The sequence below is a fragment of the Paenibacillus sp. FSL H8-0548 genome, assembly GCF_038630985.1.
Taxonomy (GTDB): domain Bacteria; phylum Bacillota; class Bacilli; order Paenibacillales; family Paenibacillaceae; genus Pristimantibacillus.
On record NZ_CP152049.1, the window covers coordinates 1,485,077 to 1,502,500 of the forward strand.

Sequence of the window (17,424 nt, forward strand, 5' to 3'; positions counted from 1 at the left end):
TTTATTTCTCAATAAGCGCGGAGGTCATTACTTATGCGTGGAATTCTGGTATCTATGCTGCTATTGGTTACTGTGATTTTACTTTATCAAGCTGTTGCAGAAGGCGATGAAGGAATGAAGAAGCAGATAGATGGCGCGGGCAGCTCGATCAGCAGCCATATTAGAGGGATGAGCCCATGAAGCAAATATTAATTTTTGTACTGTTTGCCGGATTGTTATGCTGGCTCATGTTTTCCCCAATTTATAAGCATGTACTTATCGTTAGGCAAGCCGTTTTGCAGCAGGAGGTTGATTATTTATTAGAAATTGGGGCTAGTGGAACTTATGGCTATATTAGTGAGGAGATGCAGGAGCAGTCAAGGCAGCGGCTTTCACGTTTTGGTCTGCTGCCCGCTGCGATAGAGTTCGAGCTTGCGACTACAAGCGGATTGTCCGCCTCAGATCCAAGCTCTCCGTTAATTCGCGGGACAGGCCTTTCGCTCACGATGAGTTATCCCTATGATGGATTGTTTGAGATTGATCGTTTATTAGGGCTGACGCCGCCTTCGGAGGATGAGAGAATTCGGGCTTTCGGTATGAAAATGAGTGAATATGTCCCATAAACGAAGAGAGCAGGTGAATGGATGTACAAGCTGCTGCTTATCGTGCTTATGATGACGGTGTGGCTCTCGATTCATCTGCTGCAGGTGGAGGAGGAGCTCGCCATGCACACCTTGTTCCAAGGCAAGCATGCTGTTAATCGCTCTGCTCATGCAGCGGCTCAGCAGCTTGATTCGTCAGCGCTTGCTGAAGGGGTGCTCCGATTAGCGCCTGATGAGGCATCAGGCGCTGCTTCACTATACTTGCGGGAAAATTTAAAGCTTGATGAGGACGGAACTCCGCTGCCGCAGTCTTTCTTGAAGCATCCGGTAAAGGTAGTCGTATTCGAGCTTGTGAATGATGAGCATGCATTTCCATATACTTATCGAAATGCTGCATATCATTATGAAGTTACATTGACAAGGCCAGGAGTAATCATGATTGTTCATATGGTGTATCCACGTGCTTTTCAAGTCATGGAGCCCATTGAATGGTACATAAAGGGGGCGGCAGAGCTCGTAGCAGGTTGACTAGCATTTGGATAATTGGTGTAATAAGGGGAGGGAAGTTATATAGGAGCTGATGACTGAAATGATAGACATTGTACAGGATATTCCTGCCGAGCTTATCAGGCAGCGAATTGAGCGCTTGCAGGAAACGATGCAAGCCGCACAAATTGACGCATTTCTCATTACTCAAAATGTTGATCTTTATTATTTTAGCGGCTCTATGCAAAATGGATATTTGTTTGTTCCAAGTGCCGGGGAGGCCACCTTTTACGTAAAACGTAGCGTTTCGCGTGCTAAGCAGGAAGCGGGGGTGCGTGTCGCGGAGCTCGGCGCTTTTCGTATGTTTGGAGAAACGCTGGCGAGCCATTATTCGTATTTGTTTGATAAGGGTACGGAGGTGCGGATTGCAGCGGATATGGATGTGCTCCCAGCACAGCTGTATCTGAGACTTGTGGAGCTGCTCGGCAAGGCGGGACGCTGTGAGCTCATCGACGGCTCTGCACACATTCGTACGATAAGAATGATTAAAGCAGCTTGGGAAATAAGCCGAATTGAGATAGCCGCTGAGGTTGTGGCAGAAGCGCTGAGCGAGGCTTTGAATGAGCTGAAGGCTGGAATCAGCGAGCTTGATTGGATGGCACGAATTGAATACGAGCTTCGGATACGTGGACATATTGGCATGATGCGCATGCGCGGCTTCAATCAAGAAATTACGACAGGAATGGTTATTTCAGGACCGGCAGCAGCTATACCCTCATACTTTGACGGACCTGCGGGTGGTCTTGGGCTCGGAGCTGCATCACCGCAAAGCGTCAGTAGATCACTAATTAGACGAGATGAGCCTATTCTTATCGATATTGGCTGCTGCGTGGATGGTTATGTGATCGATCAGACTCGTACAGCTGTCATAGGCGAGCTACCGGAGCTGCTTCAGCATGCTTATGAGGTGTCGGAGTCCATTATCGGCGCAGCAGAGAAGTTATTGGTACTCGGCACGCCTTGCTCCAATTTATATGAGGATGCGCTTGAACGCTGTGGAGCAGCTAAGCTGACAGAGCATTTTATGGGTTTTGGGGCCGATCAAGCCAAGTTTTTGGGACATGGCATTGGACTGGAGATCGACGAGTGGCCGGTGCTTGCAAAAGGATTTAAGGTTCCGCTTGCAGCTGGAATGGTTATTGCAGTGGAGCCGAAATTCACATTTCCAGGCCAAGGGGTTGTAGGAATTGAGAACAGCTATTTGGTTTCGGATCAGGGGGCAAGGGCGCTGACCAGGTCAAAGGCAGAGCTTATTGTACTGCCTTAGATACAGGGGGAGAGTTATCTAATGAATCGTAATTTATCAAGGCGACTTCACAGGGACTATATTAAGGTTTATCGGATTAGCGGACTTATTACACATGGGATATTTCTAGCAGTCATTATTGCTTATTTTTCATGTGCATTGGCATGGGATTGGACGCTCATTCCTGGATGGATTGCCTTGCCCCTAGTTATTGCTTCTTTCGTATTGTTTATTTGGATTATACCGCAGATGAAGTATACCCGCTTTCAATATGAGCTGTTTGAGGAGGAGCTGGAAATTCAATCAGGTCTGATCTTTTTGAGCAATGTGCTCGTTCCGATGGTTCGCGTGCAGCATGTTGAGCTGGAGAGCGGACCTCTGATGCGCAAATATGATTTGGCTAGCGTGTCGGTCGTTACCGCTGCTACCACGCATAGGATTAGCGGTCTAAAGCAATCGGAGGCACAGCAGCTAAAGCAGCAGATCGGTATTTTAGCTAAAGTGGATGATCAAGATGAATGAGCGTCGTACGCTTCATCCCATCTACATTTTATTTGGCCTTCTACAAACCATCCGCGGCTTCCTCCCCTTTATCTTAATTGGTTTAGTGAAGGGAACAGACTGGACTGGTTTGAATTGGTACTGGTATGCAGGGGCTGCTGCGCTGGCTGTCGTTATTTTGGTTTTTAGCTTCCTGGAATGGAGAAGCTTCGGCTTTTGGCTGGAGGAGGACCGGATTATCATTCGCAAAGGCTTGCTGCTGCGGGATGAGAAGACGATCTATTATGGACGCATTCATTCTGTCAATGTGGAGCAGCCGCTTATCCAACGTTTGCTTGGCGTGGCACAGGTGAAGATAGAGACACCGGGCGGAAACAAGAAGGCGGATGGTATTTTGCCGGCGCTCTCGGTTAAGGAAGCTAACGATATTCAGCTTATGCTGAGAAAACAAGCGAATACAAAAACGGAGCCGACGAGTGACGTATTTGCAGATGCCACTGAAGCTGCAGAGATAGATATGCCAGCGGATCGACCATTAATTGTAAAGATTAATGAAAAACCACTTATGGCGGCACCTTCGAAAGTTGAAGTGAGCAGTGAAATACGGAGTGTTACGCTAAAACCAGTGCAGCTGTTTCAAGCAGCTGCCACGTCGACTAATTTTGGACTGGTCGCTGCATTTTTGGCGGGGCTGTACTCCTTTGCAGACGATATTATTAATCAGCTGCTTCCCGATCATTTCTTTGAGACGATGGTAGAAGACTCATCGAGCTTAATGCCGGGCTATATTCTCATCGTTATGGTTGGTGTCGCTGTAATTGGCTTTGCATGGCTGCTTTCTGTACTATTGTACGTGCTGAAGTATAGCGGCTTTTCTGTGAAGAGGGATGGCCGGCAAATTTCGGTATCGTATGGCCTGCTCGAGAAGAAATCATTTGTATTTGATTCGAAGAAGGTACAGGCGGTTATCGTCAATGAAGGCTTGCTGCGTCAAATATTCGGATATGCGGAAATTCAGCTTCAAATTGTATCCTCGGACAAGAAGGAGCAGCTGATGCTGCATCCTTTCCTCAAACGGTCGAAGGTGCAAAGCCTGCTTAACGATTTTGTTCCGCAGGTGACACTGCCTTCGAATACGGATTTGACGGGGGCGCCGAAGCGCGCTCTGCTTTATTATGTAAGAATCGAACTGCTGCTTGCGCTTGTTGCATGCTCAGCATTAATCGTGTTTTTGAAGACCGACGGTTTATGGTCGCTGCTGCTGATTCCGCTTCTGCTATGGTGGAGAAGAAGCTGTTATGTGGCTGCTGGAGTTAAGCTCGCAGATGGCCAGCTAACGCTTCGCAATCGTTTCATATCCCGAACTACCTATTTAATTCGGCGTCCTCAGATTGTTACGATGCGAGTGAACCGCTCGAAAGGACAGCAGCGCAAACAGCTGCTGACGCTGTCAGTACGGGCACTCGGAAGTCCATTTGAATACAAAGTAACATGCTTGGATCGTAAGGATGTCGAGCCTGTGTGGCGTTGGTACAGCCGCAGTCAAGATTAACAATAGAATAGATATAAACATGCAACAGCTGCAGAAGTCCTATACGCTTCCGCAGCTGTTTTATTGTTTAAAACACATAAATGCAAAGCTCGTTTTGCAGTGATAGATAAGTCTATTTATTATTGAAAACTTATAAATTCTTATATATTAGAAAAGACTCTTTGAATGAGGAAATCGATCACTTGCTATTTGAAGATGAGTCGATGATTCAGAACTACCAGACCATTCAAAAAACATGCTTTCTACATGGCAAACGGCGCAACATCAAAACGACAGGCAAGCATCTCGGCGTGATTTAATCGCCGATTTCTTGGTTCAACTTATATAGATCTAATTTTTAGATCTAATTCACCGAAAAAGGCCGAATTGGAAGAAATAGATCTAAAAAATAGATCTAATATTGCTGAGTGGTCCCAAATGGGCGGAAAAAGGTTGGTTTTTTGAGAAATAGATCTAATTTTTAGATCTAATTCACCGGAAATAACTGAATTGGAAGAAATAGGTCTAGAATGTAGATCTAATATCGCTGAGTGGGGTCAATGGGCGAAAAAAGGCTGGTTTTTGAGAAAAAGTTGCAATTTCACCCGGTTATTATACAGAAAAATTAAGCTCATTTACAAACTATACAAAGAATCTGGCTGCAACCGCGACCCTTCAGAATGATTTACTCGCGCAGCGCTCAAAACGTAAATTTCTAGTTCGAATTATATAAAGTATTAAATTAGCCGCGGATAAAAGTTTTTTTTATTTCCAGTGAACGAAATGCGGTCATTAACCGTCAAAGCTATAACGGAATGAAATAAAGGAGGTTACGCGCTCGTGCACGACGAGACGAAGCTCATTAAGCAAGCGGTTCGTGGTAATTCCAGCGCGCTCTCTGAACTGCTGCGGCTGCATTATGCATTTCTATATCAATATGTACTAAAGGTAACGATGAACAAAAGTCGTGCGGAGGATGTTACACAGGAAACGATGCTGAAGGCAATTGAGAAAATAGCGACTTTTCAAGGCAAAGCTAAATTTTCAACCTGGCTCATTACGATTGCATCCAGGCTGGTTGTAGACAATATTCGGCGCAGCGAGCTTGAAAAGCATTGGCTGCAGGAGCAGCAGTTGCTGCGAGCTATCCGTTTTGACACGCTTCACCAAGGTGAGGAATGGCCGGAAGCGCTGGAGGCATTAGGGCAGCTAAGCAGTGATGTTCGGATACCGATTTTGCTCAAGTATTATTACGGCTACGCACAGGAGGAAATTTCCTCGATGCTGGATATTCCAGTAGGTACAGTAAAATCAAGGCTGCATAACGGGTTAAAGCAGCTGCGGAAGGAGCTAACGGAGCATGAAGAAGTCTAATGATGATCTTGATGATCAGCAATGGTTTGAGGATCATATAACAGAAGCGGTAAGTAGGTTTGATGCTGTTCATGCGCCGCATATCCCTGAAGCGCTGCAGTTCGAGGCGCTTGTTGAGGGGCATAAGAAAGAGTTAAGGAGAAGATTATGGAAGGAGCTTCTACTGCTTTCGTTTGCGGCATGCGTTGTTCTAAGCTTGATGCTGTGGATGACAGCAGAACGTAATTTGGTCTTTTTTGTTATCTTTCAAGCTTCAATTGCAGCGATTGGCATTGGAATTTCCAGCGCGGCGTTTGGACGAGGGAAGGTGCGGAAATGGAGGAGCTAAAGGTATTGCCGCTTTGGTTCTGGATATTAATGATCCCTATATTGATTGCTCAATCGACCTGGCTATTTATTGATGCCCGCAAACGGGACAGCATGCCCTGGCTCTGGGGCTTGTGGGGTTTAATTCAAACGCCGCTGCCGCTCGTTTTTTATTATATATTTGTTCGCAGCGGGTGGTTTCCTCGGGGTGGAAACAAAAGAAAGAAACAATAAGCTAATTTCAAATAGATATAAAGGGGGTTTTCTTTTATGAATGAATCCATTGAGCTATCCGAAATTTTACCCATTATTGCACCGATCATTGTTATTCAGCTCATACTAATGGTAATTGCATTAATACTTTGCGCAAAAGCAGAGAAAACGCGTGGACCGAAATGGGTTTGGGTTTTGATTATTATATTCGTAAATTTAGTAGGGCCGATTGCCTTCTTTATTGCTGGCAGGAGGTCTGACTGATGACGGCGCTCCTTCAAGTTAAGGGACTGTCTAAGTCATTCGGTTCGGTGAAGGCGGTCTCAGGTATTGATTTCGAAATAAAGGAAGGTCACTGTGTAGCGCTGCTAGGGCCTAACGGAGCGGGAAAAACGACTACGATACGGATGATTACGGGCTTGCTTAAGCAGACCGCAGGCGAAATGGATTTTCAGGGCTCTGCACAAGGAATCGATCACAGAGAGTTAATTGGCTATTTGCCGCAATCCCCTTCCTTTTATTCATGGATGACAGGCTTGGAATACGTGGTATATGCGGGCAAACTATGTGGTCTCAGTTCTGCCGCAGCAAAACAGCGAGCGAAGGAACTTCTTGAGCGCGTAGGTATCTCAAGTGCAGCAAAGAGACGGATTTCATCGTATTCAGGAGGAATGAAGCAGCGTCTTGGACTCGCTCAAGCACTCGTTCATCAGCCTAAATTGTTAGTTATGGATGAGCCTGTATCTGCGCTTGATCCTCTAGGACGCAGAGAGGTGATGAAGCTGCTGCGCGAGCTGAAGCAGGAAACGACAGTGCTGTTCTCCACGCATGTGCTGCACGATGCAGAGGAGCTTTGTGATGATGTCATAATTATTCGGAACGGGCAAGTAGCTATCCAAGGCGCTATTGAGGATATTCGTGCTGAGCATCGTAAACCGATCATTGAGCTTCAGCTTGAGAATGACGAGCACTCACAGCGCTGGCTTGCGTCTTATATGGAGAAGATTCAGGTTTCTATAAATGAGGGGGGCGGAGCAAGCTTGTTTCATGAAATGGAGCTGCAGAGCGGAGCTGCACGTTTTACCGTCCATGATGTGGATACAGCAAGACGCATGCTTCTGGAGGAGCTGACGCGTGAGAATGTGAAGGTAAGCAGATTGGAAATCGGCCATACCTCGCTCGAGGATTTATTTATGAAGGTGGTGACCGCATGAGCAGCACAGCCTTGAGACAAAAATCATCTACGGAGGGAAAAGCATCTATTTCCTCAAGCTTTAGCCGATACATCGTTATGGTTGAAAAGGAGCTTCTTGAGCTTGTACGCAGCTTTAAGCTGCTCTGGGTGCCGCTCGTATTTATTTTGCTCGGCATTATGCAGCCCGTAACTACTTACTATATGCCAGTGATCTTGATGCAGACCGGAGGATTGCCAGAAGGAACAGTTATTGAAATGCCTATGCCGTTAGGGGCAGAGGTGCTGGCACAAACATTGCAGCAATTCAGCACAATAGGCATTTTAGTACTCGTTCTCGTCTGTATGGGTACAGTATCGAGCGAACGCAATAGCGGGGCGGCATCACTCATACTTGTGAAGCCAATTTCCGTGCTTGCTTTTATCGGCTCCAAATGGACTGCTATGCTTATCCTCACCTGGGGCTCGCTTTCTACTGGATATTTAGCCTCCTGGTATTATACGGGTCTATTAATTGGGACGGTTCCATTTGCGAAGATGGCGAGCAGTTTGCTTGTATATGGCTTATGGCTCACCTTTGTTATAACGGTAACGATTCTGTTCAGCTCACTGCTCCGAAGCCCTGCCGCAGCAGCTTTCTGCGCAATTGGAGGCACACTTGCGCTATCCTTGCTCATTTCTCTTTTTCCCAAGGCGCTTGGCTGGAGTCCTGGAGCACTTAGCGGGTTCGCTTCTCAAGCGGTTGTCTCTGAAATTACGAATAGCGGCCGATTCGGATTAGCAATTGTTGTGACGGTGATCAGTATCGCAGTGTTCGTTTTGATATCATCAGCCGTACTAAAAAGAAGCTCAACGGTCGATTGAATAAACGGTAAATCTATCTGTCTCTCTCTTCTATTGGACACCGCTATTTTTTTTTAGTAGGATAGTAGTGAAAGAATCAGCGGCGAAGAAACAGGAGTTGAGGACGATGCTACAGCTAGGCACAAAGGTCGTCATTGTGGCTGACCAATTTGAACAAAACCTTCCTATTGGGGAGCATGGTTATATAATAGCGTACGACCGCAATGCAGATAATGTATTTGATTATGTGCTGCGTGTACCTGCGGCTAATCGAAACTTTCTAATTCCTGATGAGGACGTAGAGCTTGAAGAGGTGCTTATTCAAGATGAGGTTGACCGCATTGAGCGTGAAGCACTTATTGATTTTGCACTCGCTACGCATAATGAGGAATTGTTCAAACGGATCATGAACGGCGAAGAGGAGCCAAAGCAAGAGGAAGAGGCTGTGGAATTGGAGCAGCTTAGTCCAGCAGACTTTATTCGTCGGGTTAATTTAAAGGCTTGGATTTAATAATTGCTGCAGGTAACGGACTGTTCTGTATGTCACATTGCTGACAATGGAACAGTTTTTTTTTCGCTAATATGCTTAAAAAGCTTCAGTAGAAGAATTTGCTTGGTTTGAATGGCATAGCAGACGATAGACTCGGGGAGAGTCTTTTTTTCTTCTTTTGGCAGGAATACGGAAGTCGTTTGCTCTGTACATTGATGTTCGCCCTAGCTTTGAGATATAATAGAAAGAATGATTACAGGAATAGGAAAGGAAGAAAACCTGATGAGCATTACACCTAAGGATGTAGAGCATGTCGCCAGACTGGCGCGGCTAGAGCTGTCTGATTCGGAGAAGGATCAGTTCACAGAGCAGCTTAATGCGATTTTGAAATATGCGGAAAAGCTTAATGGTCTCGACACCGAGAATGTTGAGCCTACAAGCCATGTACTGCCGATCAAGAACGTTATGCGTGCGGATGAGAAGCGTCCATCGCTGCCGATCGAGAAGGTACTGCTGAACGCGCCTGATGAAGAGGAAGGACAATTTAAAGTACCAGCGGTACTTGAATAATACGAATGGGTTTTATATGAAGGGAGGAACTACTGTTGGCACTGTTTGATTTGCGCCTGCAGGATGTACATAACAAGCTTAACAATAAGGAACTTTCCGTTTCTGAGCTGGTTAGCGCATCATATGCGAGAATTGCAGAAACTGAGCCTGCTATTCAGGCTTTTATTACGTTGAATGAAGAGAATGCCCGCTTGCAAGCGTCAGAGCTGGACAAGCAATTGCAAGAAGGCGGCGAGCGTGGTTTGTTGTTCGGATTGCCGGCTGGAGTGAAGGACAATATTGTGACCGAAGGGCTTCTGACTACTTGTGCGAGCCAGTTTCTGAGCAATCATAATCCTATATACGATGCAACGGTCGTCAGCAAGCTGAAGGCAGCCCAATCCGTAACGATTGGCAAGCTGAACATGGACGAATTTGCTATGGGCGGCTCGAATGAAAATTCAAGCTATTATGCTACGCGCAATCCATGGAATGCGGAATACGTGCCTGGCGGCTCAAGCGGCGGATCAGCAGCATCGGTTGCTGCTGGTCAAGTATACTTCTCATTAGGTTCAGATACGGGCGGCTCGATTCGCCAGCCTGCAGCCTACTGCGGTATCGTCGGCCTTAAGCCGACCTACGGCCTTGTATCGCGTTTTGGTCTCGTTGCATTTGCATCGTCGCTCGATCAGATCGGACCGCTTACGAAAAACGTCGAAGACTCCGCTTATGTACTGCAAGCTATTGCAGGTTATGATGAGAGAGACACGACTTCTGCAAATGTAGATATTCCGGATTACACTGCCGCATTAACGGGCGATGTTAAGGGCCTTCGCATCGGTGTTCCTAAGGAATATCTTGGAGCGGGTATTGATCCGCGTGTGAAGGAAGCTGTTCTGAAGGCTTTGGCTGTATACGAATCGCTTGGCGCAGCATGGGAAGAGGTTTCGCTGCCGCATACGGAGTATGCGATCGCAACGTATTATTTGCTTGCTTCATCTGAGGCTTCGTCGAACCTGGCACGCTTTGATGGCGTACGCTATGGGGTTCGTGCGGAAAATCCGGAAAATCTTATTGATCTATATAAGAAATCTCGCAGCCAAGGCTTCGGCCCTGAAGTAAAACGCCGCATTATGCTAGGAACCTATGCGCTTAGCTCCGGCTACTATGATGCTTATTACTTGAAAGCACAGAAGGTGCGGACGCTTATTAAGCAAGATTTTGACCAAGTGTTCAACCAATATGATCTCATTATCGGGCCTACGGCTCCGACTCCAGCGTTCCGCATTGGAGAACAGGTTGGCGATCCATTAACGATGTATTTAAACGATATTTGTACAATTCCGGTAAGCTTGGCAGGCGTTCCTGCTATTAGCGTTCCTTGCGGCATGGCTGACGGCCTGCCGATCGGCTTGCAAATTATCGGGAAGGCGTTCGACGAATCGACGGTGCTGCGCGCCGCTCATGCGTTCGAGCAGCACACGGAGCATCATAAACAACGTCCGCAGCTATAGGCGGGTATATATACGTTTACGAAGGGATCGATACGAATGTCTGAACCGAACAAATACGAGACGGTTGTCGGGCTGGAAGTCCATGTGGAGCTGCACACGAATAGCAAAATCTTTTGCGGCTGCTCTACCGCTTTCGGCGCGCCTGCCAATACCCATACCTGCCCGGTATGTCTTGGGCACCCCGGCGTATTGCCGGTATTAAACCGTCAAGCCGTTGAGTACGCTATGAAGGCAGCTATGGCCTTGAATTGTCAAATTGCTGATATTAGCAAGTTTGACCGTAAAAACTACTTTTACCCAGATTCTCCTAAGGCTTATCAAATTTCGCAATTTGATCAACCGATTGGCGAGCATGGCTGGATAGATATTGAAGTGAATGGCGAGACAAAACGAATCGGCATTACACGGCTGCATTTGGAAGAGGATGCTGGCAAGCTAACCCATGTTGACGGTGGATATGCTTCGCTTGTCGATTTCAATCGTGTGGGTACGCCGCTCATTGAAATTGTCTCTGAGCCGGATATTCGCACGCCTGAGGAAGCGAAGGCTTACTTGGAAAAAATCAAAGCGATCATGCAGTACTGTGACGTATCTGATGTGAAGATGGAAGAAGGAAGCCTGCGCTGCGATGCAAATATAAGTTTGCGTCCATATGGACAGAAGGAATTTGGCACGCGTGCTGAGCTCAAGAACATGAACTCCTTCCGCGGCGTTCAGCGCGGTCTTGAGTATGAGCAATTCCGCCAAGCGGAAATTTTGGATGGCGGCGGAGTAGTGATTCAAGAGACGCGTCGCTTCGATGATGCGCTTGGCAAATCCTTCTCGATGCGCGGCAAGGAAGAAGCTCATGATTATCGCTACTTCCCAGACCCGGATCTTGTTTCTCTTCATATTAGCGAGGAGTGGAAGCAAAGTATTCGCATAACGATTCCAGAGCTGCCGGATGCCCGCAAAGCAAGATATACAGCGGACTATAGCCTGCCTTCTTACGATGCTGAGGTTATTACCTCCTCTAAGGAGCTTGCAGACTTCTTCGAGGAGAGTCTAGCGTATACGAAGGATGCTAAAGCCGTCTCGAACTGGATCATGGGCGATCTTCTCGGTTTTCTTAATGCGAACGGTCAAGAAATTTCCGATGTGAAAATCACAGGTCAAGGGCTTGGCGAAATGATCGGCTTGCTTGAGAAGGGCACGATCAATGGTAAAATTGCCAAAACTGTATTTAAAGCAATGCTGGAGACTGGCAAGCTGCCGCAGCAAATCGTTGAAGAGCAAGGCCTTGTTCAAATTAGCGATGAAGGTGCCGTATTGCAAATTGTCGATCAAATTATCGAAGCGAATCCTCAATCCGTTGAGGATTATAGAGCGGGTAAAGATAAAGCAATTGGTTTCCTAGTTGGTCAGATTATGAAGGCCTCCAAAGGAAAAGCGAATCCTGCGCTAGCAAACAAGCTGCTGATTGAGCGTTTGAAATAACAGTATTCGTACGCTAAGACACGGTTCATCGCTATGATGAGCCGTGTTTTTCTTTTTTTGCCGAAGCAAGAAACGCCAGACCTGCCTGCCCTATTTGAAGCATATAATTATGTTACAATAGGCAAAGAGAAAGGTCGGGATCGCTAATGCTATTAAGCTCGCTTCACAATCCTTGGTACATCAGTGAGCTCCATATTTTATTAAGGCTGCTGCTTGCTTTGCTGCTCGGAGGACTTGTTGGATTCGAGCGTGAGCAGTCTAAACATGCGGCAGGTCTCCGAACTAATATTTTGGTTTGCCTCGGCTCGTGTTTGCTCATGCTGCTCTCCATGTATGGCTTTTCTGCTTTTGTTGATGAGCCGAATGTCAGAGTTGACCCTGCGCGCCTTGCGGCTGCGGTCATTACTGGAATTGGTTTCCTTGGAGCGGGTACGATATTATTTACTGGTAAATCGATCACAGGCCTAACAACAGCGGCTTCGTTGTGGGTAGTATCCGCAATTGGTCTAGCAGTTGGAGCTGGCTTTTATTTCGCATCGGCAGTAACGACGATTATGGTGCTCGTGACGCTATGGGCATTTAATAAGCTTGAGAAAAGGTATATAAGCGCGAAGAAGGAGCATCTTCTGAAAATAAAAATAAATCACTACTCTCAAGCGATGCTTGAAATCAACAGCTTGCTGGTAGAAAGAAAAATCGTCATGCGAAAAATGCTGCTGGAGGAATGTGAGGATGACGGCAAAGGTGCGGAAAAGGGAGAGCAGATTATACTTCAGTTCTATATCACTTTGCCGAAGTCGGAGGCGCTGCTTGTGCTGCTGGATAAAATAAAGCATCTGGAGGGTGTACGTTGGGTCAGCTCAGAATAAAACAAACGTTAAAGAGGCTGCTCACCGTTGTATTGGCCTTCGCAATGCCAGGGGCAGGGCATATTTATACGGGACAGCATCCGAAGGGATTGCTGTTAATCTCAGCCTTTTGGCTGGATATAACAGCAATCGTTCGGCTGGCTGATTCTGATGGCGGAAGACATTTGCTGTTAATCGTTTATTTAGGCATTATGCTCCCCATCATATATTTTATAAGTGTGTTTGATTCCTTGCAAAGCACGGAGGCTGAGCATTCAAGTCCCATCGCGCTAAATCTTATTCACGGTATGCTGCTGTTTGCCGCGGGAGGCATCATGCTTATTTTAGTAAAGCCTCCCCATGCTATACTGCCGTGGATGAATGAGCTTGCCGAGCTGAGTGTGGGGCCGATGATTATGATGGTTTCAATAACGCTGCTGTTACGCTTGTGGAAAGGGTCGTTATCTATGTTGAAATTAGGCCGTTTTACGGCAGCAGCACTCGTCCTAACTGTAGGAGCGCTGCTTTTATGGGATCAAATAAAAGGACGGAATGATATTTCGTTACTTGGACAATGGTGGCCGATCATATTTATATTATTAGGTCTTGAAACGATTATTTTCAGCTTGAAATTCAAAGGTGTACAGAAACGGCTTAGGCTGGATGTCACAGGCGGGATGATTGCAATCGTTATTACGCTGACCGCTTATGGGGTAACGCAATACGCAGATCTACCATTTCGGTGGTTGGATCAATTTAACGTTGACCTTAATGGACCGGCAGAGTTCGGCGAGGAGAAGGGCTTTCAATATGATAAAGCTGTCATTAAGGTACCACTGGATGAGGAGGCTTCGCTAATCCGGATCGTTAATCCGAATGGGCAAGTAACCGTACGTTCGGGTGAGGTGCAAGAGATTGAGCTGCTAACGACCGTTTGGGTAGACGTAACGGACCAATCGGAGGCGGATGCTATAGCAGAGCAGACGACAGTTAAAATCGATCCTGGTACAGAATTGACAGTAGAGGCTAAAGGTCAGGCTTATGGAGCGAATGGCAGCAGAAAGCCGAGAATGAATATGATTGTAACGGTGCCTATGTCCTTGTCGGATCAGCTTCAAGTCGAGGAGCTGCCCGTTGAAACAGCTCTTCCAGAGGAAACGGAAAGCGCGATCGATGTGACTGATGATTTAGCAGCGGTGGAGCAAGAAATGGAAAGCAGCACAGAAATAGAAGATCTGCAGGTGATCGAAACAGATGCACCGGGAGCTTTGGAGACGGATTTGAATGAAGAGCCCGAGCAAACTCCGGACATCGCCAAAGAGCAGAAGCCTCTTTTAAAGTTAAAGGTGGAATCGGGAAATGGTGCGGTAGATATTCGTGAGCTAACGCTTTCTGGTGGACTTGATATCCGAAGCAACAGTGGCATTGTCACGGTTAGCAACATTATAGGTGCTGTGTACGTCAAAGGAATTGCTGGCGAAATAGCAGTGAATGGCGTAACTGGAGACAGTACGCTCGAAATAAAGAATGGCAGCATTATGGCCGCGGCGATTCAAGGGAAGCTTTTTGCCAACACGCTTAATGGAAGCTTAGATCTTAAGGATATAGAAGGCAACGTTGAAGCGGAAACGAAGAATGGAAAAATTCAAATGAACCGCGTAGGCGCTTCAGTAAAAGCAGATACGCTTAATGGGGACATTGAGCTAAGCAGCGATATTGTTGGCGGCAACTGGGACCTCGACAGCTCCGTAGGCGAAATCAAGCTTGCTATGCCGGAGAATAGTCATTTTACATTGTACGGATCGGTAACTTTCGGTAATATTACGAGCGAGCTGCCGCTTGAGGTAAGTAAGAAAACTATAAGAGGCACAATGGGAGACGGTACTTTTCGAATTCAAATTAATGCAACGAACAGCATTTCCATTAAACAAATTGGGCTATCCTAAAATGGCGCTTTCATTGACAAACTCTTAAATAAGAACGTACAATAGTTGTAATTACTTTAGGAAGGGCGTGAGGGGAATGGGAGCCAACGTTAACTTAGCATTGGAACAACTGAAGATGAATGGTGTCCGAATGACCCCGCAACGTCACGCCATATTAAGCTACCTGATGGACTCGATGACTCATCCGACTGCAGATGAAATTTATAAAGCGCTCTCTCCGGCTTATCCGAGCATGAGCGTAGCTACCATATATAACAATCTGCGTTTATTTGTAGAAGCTGGATTAGTGCGTGAACTTACTTATGGCGATGACTCTAGTCGGTTTGATTCGGATTTATCCGATCATTACCACGCTATTTGTAAGACTTGCGGTTCAATCGTCGATTTTGATTATCCACCACTGCTTGAGGTAGAGCGTGTCGCATCTCAAGTGACCGGGTTTGTGGTTGAAGGTCACCGGATGGAAATTTACGGACTGTGCACAGCATGCAACACCACATCAGCGAAATAAGGGGCGATTAAGCCTAGAAGAACGTGCCGGGAAGCGATGAAACGCTAATCTGCACGTTTTTTAATAGGATAGGATCGAAACATAAGCTAAGAAATTGGAGCGTGATGACTTGGAAACGATGTACAGCCGAACGCCGCGCCGAAGAGGCAGCAAAGGTGCTCGGAGCTTTTTTATAATTATGATTTTAGCGATAATTGCAGCCATGTGCTGGTACGGATATATTCGTTTTGTACCAAATAACGAGTGGATTGATGCAAGCTTCAAAGCCGAAAATCCGATTATGGTTCGGGGATTAGAGTCACAGCAAGGCGCAATTATTGAAAATGGCGAGGTAAAGCTTCCTTTAGAGGTGCTGCAGCAGGTACTCGGAGAGGACAAGCCTATTCGGTATGAGAAGGATTCAGGCTCGATTGTTTTGACGACAGCGAGCAAGGTTCTTCATCTCAAAACGGACTCCTTAACAGCAACAATTAATCAGAAGCCGTATAATCTAACGATTACTGCTGAGAAATCAGAGGATACCGTTTATATTCCAGCTGAACCTTTGAAAGAGCTATACGGACTGCAAGTAGAGCTTAACGAAGAAACAGGTGTAGTCACACTGCTCTCAGCTGGTGACACGATTCAGCTTGCTGAAGCTATTCCTGCCAAAGGAGCTGCCATTCGTACCGAGCCAACTATTCGCGCACCTTATATTAAGAAGGTACCGCAAGCGGAGTCAGTTAGAATTTGGGGAGATCAGGAAGGGTGGCTGCTTGTCCAGAGCAGTGATGGACTGGCTGGTTTCATTAATAAGAAGGATTTAAAGCTAACGACAATTGATCAAATCGCCAAACCTTCGACTGAGCCGCCTTTCATCGCTTGGAAGGTTCTAGGCAACAAGATTAATATGACCTGGGAAGCGGTATATGAGCGCAAAATAGACACAACGAAGATTGCGCCTATGCAAGGGCTAAATGTAGTCAGTCCAACTTGGTTTGCGCTTGCTGATGACAAAGGCACGATTAAAGGCAAGGCTGATCCAGCCTATGTGAAATGGGCTCATCAGCAAGGATTGCAAATTTGGGCGCTTTTCAGCAATGATTTTGAACCAGATCGAACAACAAAGGTTTTGGCTAATGCGGATACACGATTTTCAATGATTCAGCAGTTGATTGCATTTGCCGAGATTTATAACCTACAGGGCATTAATATTGATTTTGAAAATGTATACACCTCAGATAAAGAGAATTTCGTGCAATTTGTACGTGAGATGACACCGCTGCTTCATGAGCAAGGCTTGGTCGTATCGGTCGATGTAACTCCTAAATCGAACAGCGAGATGTGGTCAGTGTTTCTTGATCGTGCAGCATTAGGCGGAATTGTCGATTATATGATGGTCATGGCTTACGATGAGCATTGGGCCTCAAGTCCAAAATCCGGCTCCGTTGCTTCTCTGCCATGGACGGAAAGCTCTATCGTTCGTATATTGCAGGAGGATGGCGTGCCGTCAAGCAAACTTATAATGAGCATGCCGCTATATACCCGAATCTGGACAGAAAAGAAGGATGAGACTGGTAAAGTAACGGTCTCGTCGAAAGCAGTAGGTATGGAGCGTGTAAAGGAAATTATAAGTACAAAGAAGTTGACGCCGGTGTTTGATGCAGCCGCAGGCCAAAACTATGTGGAGTATACGGAAGACGGAGCATTGCTGCGAATTTGGATTGAGGATGATTTGTCATTGAAAGCTCGAATAGCCATTGTTCGCAAATATGATT

20 protein-coding genes (1 of these 20 running past the window's edge) are annotated in these 17,424 nt (G+C 46.3%); all 20 read left to right on the top strand.

The window, feature by feature from the left end:
* Positions 1 to 33: 33 nt before the first annotated feature.
* On the top strand, positions 34 to 180 hold the full coding sequence (locus MHI37_RS06155) for a hypothetical protein (protein WP_179090196.1): 147 nt from the start codon (positions 34 to 36) through the stop codon (positions 178 to 180).
* Positions 177 to 602, top strand: a complete 426-nt coding sequence (locus tag MHI37_RS06160; protein WP_076336640.1) for a hypothetical protein — start codon at positions 177 to 179, stop codon at positions 600 to 602. The genes MHI37_RS06155 and MHI37_RS06160 overlap by 4 nt, the downstream gene beginning before the upstream one ends.
* A gap of 21 nt (positions 603 to 623) precedes the next feature.
* The gene (locus MHI37_RS06165) at positions 624 to 1,109 is read left to right on the top strand and encodes a hypothetical protein (protein WP_076336641.1); all 486 of its coding nucleotides are present in this window, start codon (positions 624 to 626) and stop codon (positions 1,107 to 1,109) included.
* Positions 1,110 to 1,170: 61 nt separating this feature from the next.
* Positions 1,171 to 2,394, top strand: coding sequence for a Xaa-Pro peptidase family protein (locus MHI37_RS06170; protein ID WP_076336642.1), 1,224 nt, complete (start codon positions 1,171 to 1,173; stop codon positions 2,392 to 2,394).
* A 21-nt stretch (positions 2,395 to 2,415) separates the two neighbouring features.
* On the top strand, positions 2,416 to 2,895 hold the full coding sequence (locus MHI37_RS06175) for a PH domain-containing protein (RefSeq protein ID WP_076336643.1): 480 nt from the start codon (positions 2,416 to 2,418) through the stop codon (positions 2,893 to 2,895).
* Positions 2,888 to 4,426, top strand: a complete 1,539-nt coding sequence (locus MHI37_RS06180; RefSeq protein ID WP_179090197.1) for a PH domain-containing protein — start codon at positions 2,888 to 2,890, stop codon at positions 4,424 to 4,426. The genes MHI37_RS06175 and MHI37_RS06180 overlap by 8 nt, the downstream gene beginning before the upstream one ends.
* 819 nt (positions 4,427 to 5,245) lie before the next feature.
* Entirely contained in the window at positions 5,246 to 5,779 is a 534-nt protein-coding gene (gene sigY / locus MHI37_RS06185; RefSeq protein ID WP_076336645.1) for an RNA polymerase sigma factor SigY, read from the top strand.
* Entirely contained in the window at positions 5,766 to 6,107 is a 342-nt protein-coding gene (locus MHI37_RS06190; protein ID WP_076336646.1) for a DUF5345 family protein, read from the top strand. Before sigY ends, MHI37_RS06190 begins: the two co-directional genes overlap by 14 nt.
* Positions 6,095 to 6,319 (top strand): sigmaY antisigma factor component, encoded by a 225-nt coding sequence (locus MHI37_RS06195; RefSeq protein ID WP_076336647.1) that lies wholly within the window; start codon positions 6,095 to 6,097, stop codon positions 6,317 to 6,319. The genes MHI37_RS06190 and MHI37_RS06195 overlap by 13 nt, the downstream gene beginning before the upstream one ends.
* 36 nt (positions 6,320 to 6,355) lie before the next feature.
* Positions 6,356 to 6,562, top strand: coding sequence for a PLD nuclease N-terminal domain-containing protein (locus MHI37_RS06200; RefSeq protein ID WP_144023668.1), 207 nt, complete (start codon positions 6,356 to 6,358; stop codon positions 6,560 to 6,562).
* Positions 6,562 to 7,512 carry an ABC transporter ATP-binding protein gene (locus tag MHI37_RS06205; protein ID WP_076336648.1) on the top strand — a complete coding sequence of 317 codons (951 nt, stop codon included), beginning with the start codon at positions 6,562 to 6,564 and terminating at the stop codon, positions 7,510 to 7,512. Before MHI37_RS06200 ends, MHI37_RS06205 begins: the two co-directional genes overlap by 1 nt.
* Positions 7,509 to 8,354, top strand: coding sequence for a hypothetical protein (locus tag MHI37_RS06210; protein ID WP_083676219.1), 846 nt, complete (start codon positions 7,509 to 7,511; stop codon positions 8,352 to 8,354). The genes MHI37_RS06205 and MHI37_RS06210 overlap by 4 nt, the downstream gene beginning before the upstream one ends.
* 106 nt (positions 8,355 to 8,460) lie before the next feature.
* Positions 8,461 to 8,844, top strand: coding sequence for an ATPase (locus MHI37_RS06215; RefSeq protein ID WP_076336649.1), 384 nt, complete (start codon positions 8,461 to 8,463; stop codon positions 8,842 to 8,844).
* Between the two features lie 261 nt (positions 8,845 to 9,105).
* On the top strand, positions 9,106 to 9,393 hold the full coding sequence (gatC, locus tag MHI37_RS06220) for an Asp-tRNA(Asn)/Glu-tRNA(Gln) amidotransferase subunit GatC (protein ID WP_076336650.1): 288 nt from the start codon (positions 9,106 to 9,108) through the stop codon (positions 9,391 to 9,393).
* A gap of 35 nt (positions 9,394 to 9,428) precedes the next feature.
* Positions 9,429 to 10,886, top strand: a complete 1,458-nt coding sequence (gatA, locus tag MHI37_RS06225) for an Asp-tRNA(Asn)/Glu-tRNA(Gln) amidotransferase subunit GatA (RefSeq protein WP_076336651.1) — start codon at positions 9,429 to 9,431, stop codon at positions 10,884 to 10,886.
* 36 nt (positions 10,887 to 10,922) lie between these two features.
* Complete coding sequence (gene gatB, locus MHI37_RS06230; RefSeq protein WP_076336652.1) at positions 10,923 to 12,362, top strand: Asp-tRNA(Asn)/Glu-tRNA(Gln) amidotransferase subunit GatB; 1,440 nt, start codon at positions 10,923 to 10,925, stop codon at positions 12,360 to 12,362.
* 146 nt (positions 12,363 to 12,508) lie between these two features.
* Entirely contained in the window at positions 12,509 to 13,231 is a 723-nt protein-coding gene (locus MHI37_RS06235; protein ID WP_076336653.1) for an MgtC/SapB family protein, read from the top strand.
* Positions 13,213 to 15,156: a DUF4097 family beta strand repeat-containing protein gene (locus MHI37_RS06240; RefSeq protein ID WP_076336654.1), complete on the top strand. Its 1,944-nt coding sequence runs from the start codon at positions 13,213 to 13,215 to the stop codon at positions 15,154 to 15,156. The genes MHI37_RS06235 and MHI37_RS06240 overlap by 19 nt, the downstream gene beginning before the upstream one ends.
* Positions 15,157 to 15,232: 76 nt before the next feature.
* Positions 15,233 to 15,667, top strand: coding sequence for a peroxide-responsive transcriptional repressor PerR (perR, locus tag MHI37_RS06245; protein ID WP_076336655.1), 435 nt, complete (start codon positions 15,233 to 15,235; stop codon positions 15,665 to 15,667).
* Between the two features lie 178 nt (positions 15,668 to 15,845).
* Positions 15,846 to 17,424, top strand: the 5' portion of a protein-coding gene (locus MHI37_RS06250) for a glycosyl hydrolase family 18 protein (RefSeq protein WP_342556540.1). 86 nt of this gene lie beyond the right edge of the window; 1,579 of the gene's 1,665 nt are visible here — the first part of the coding sequence; it begins with the start codon at positions 15,846 to 15,848; its stop codon lies off the right edge, out of view.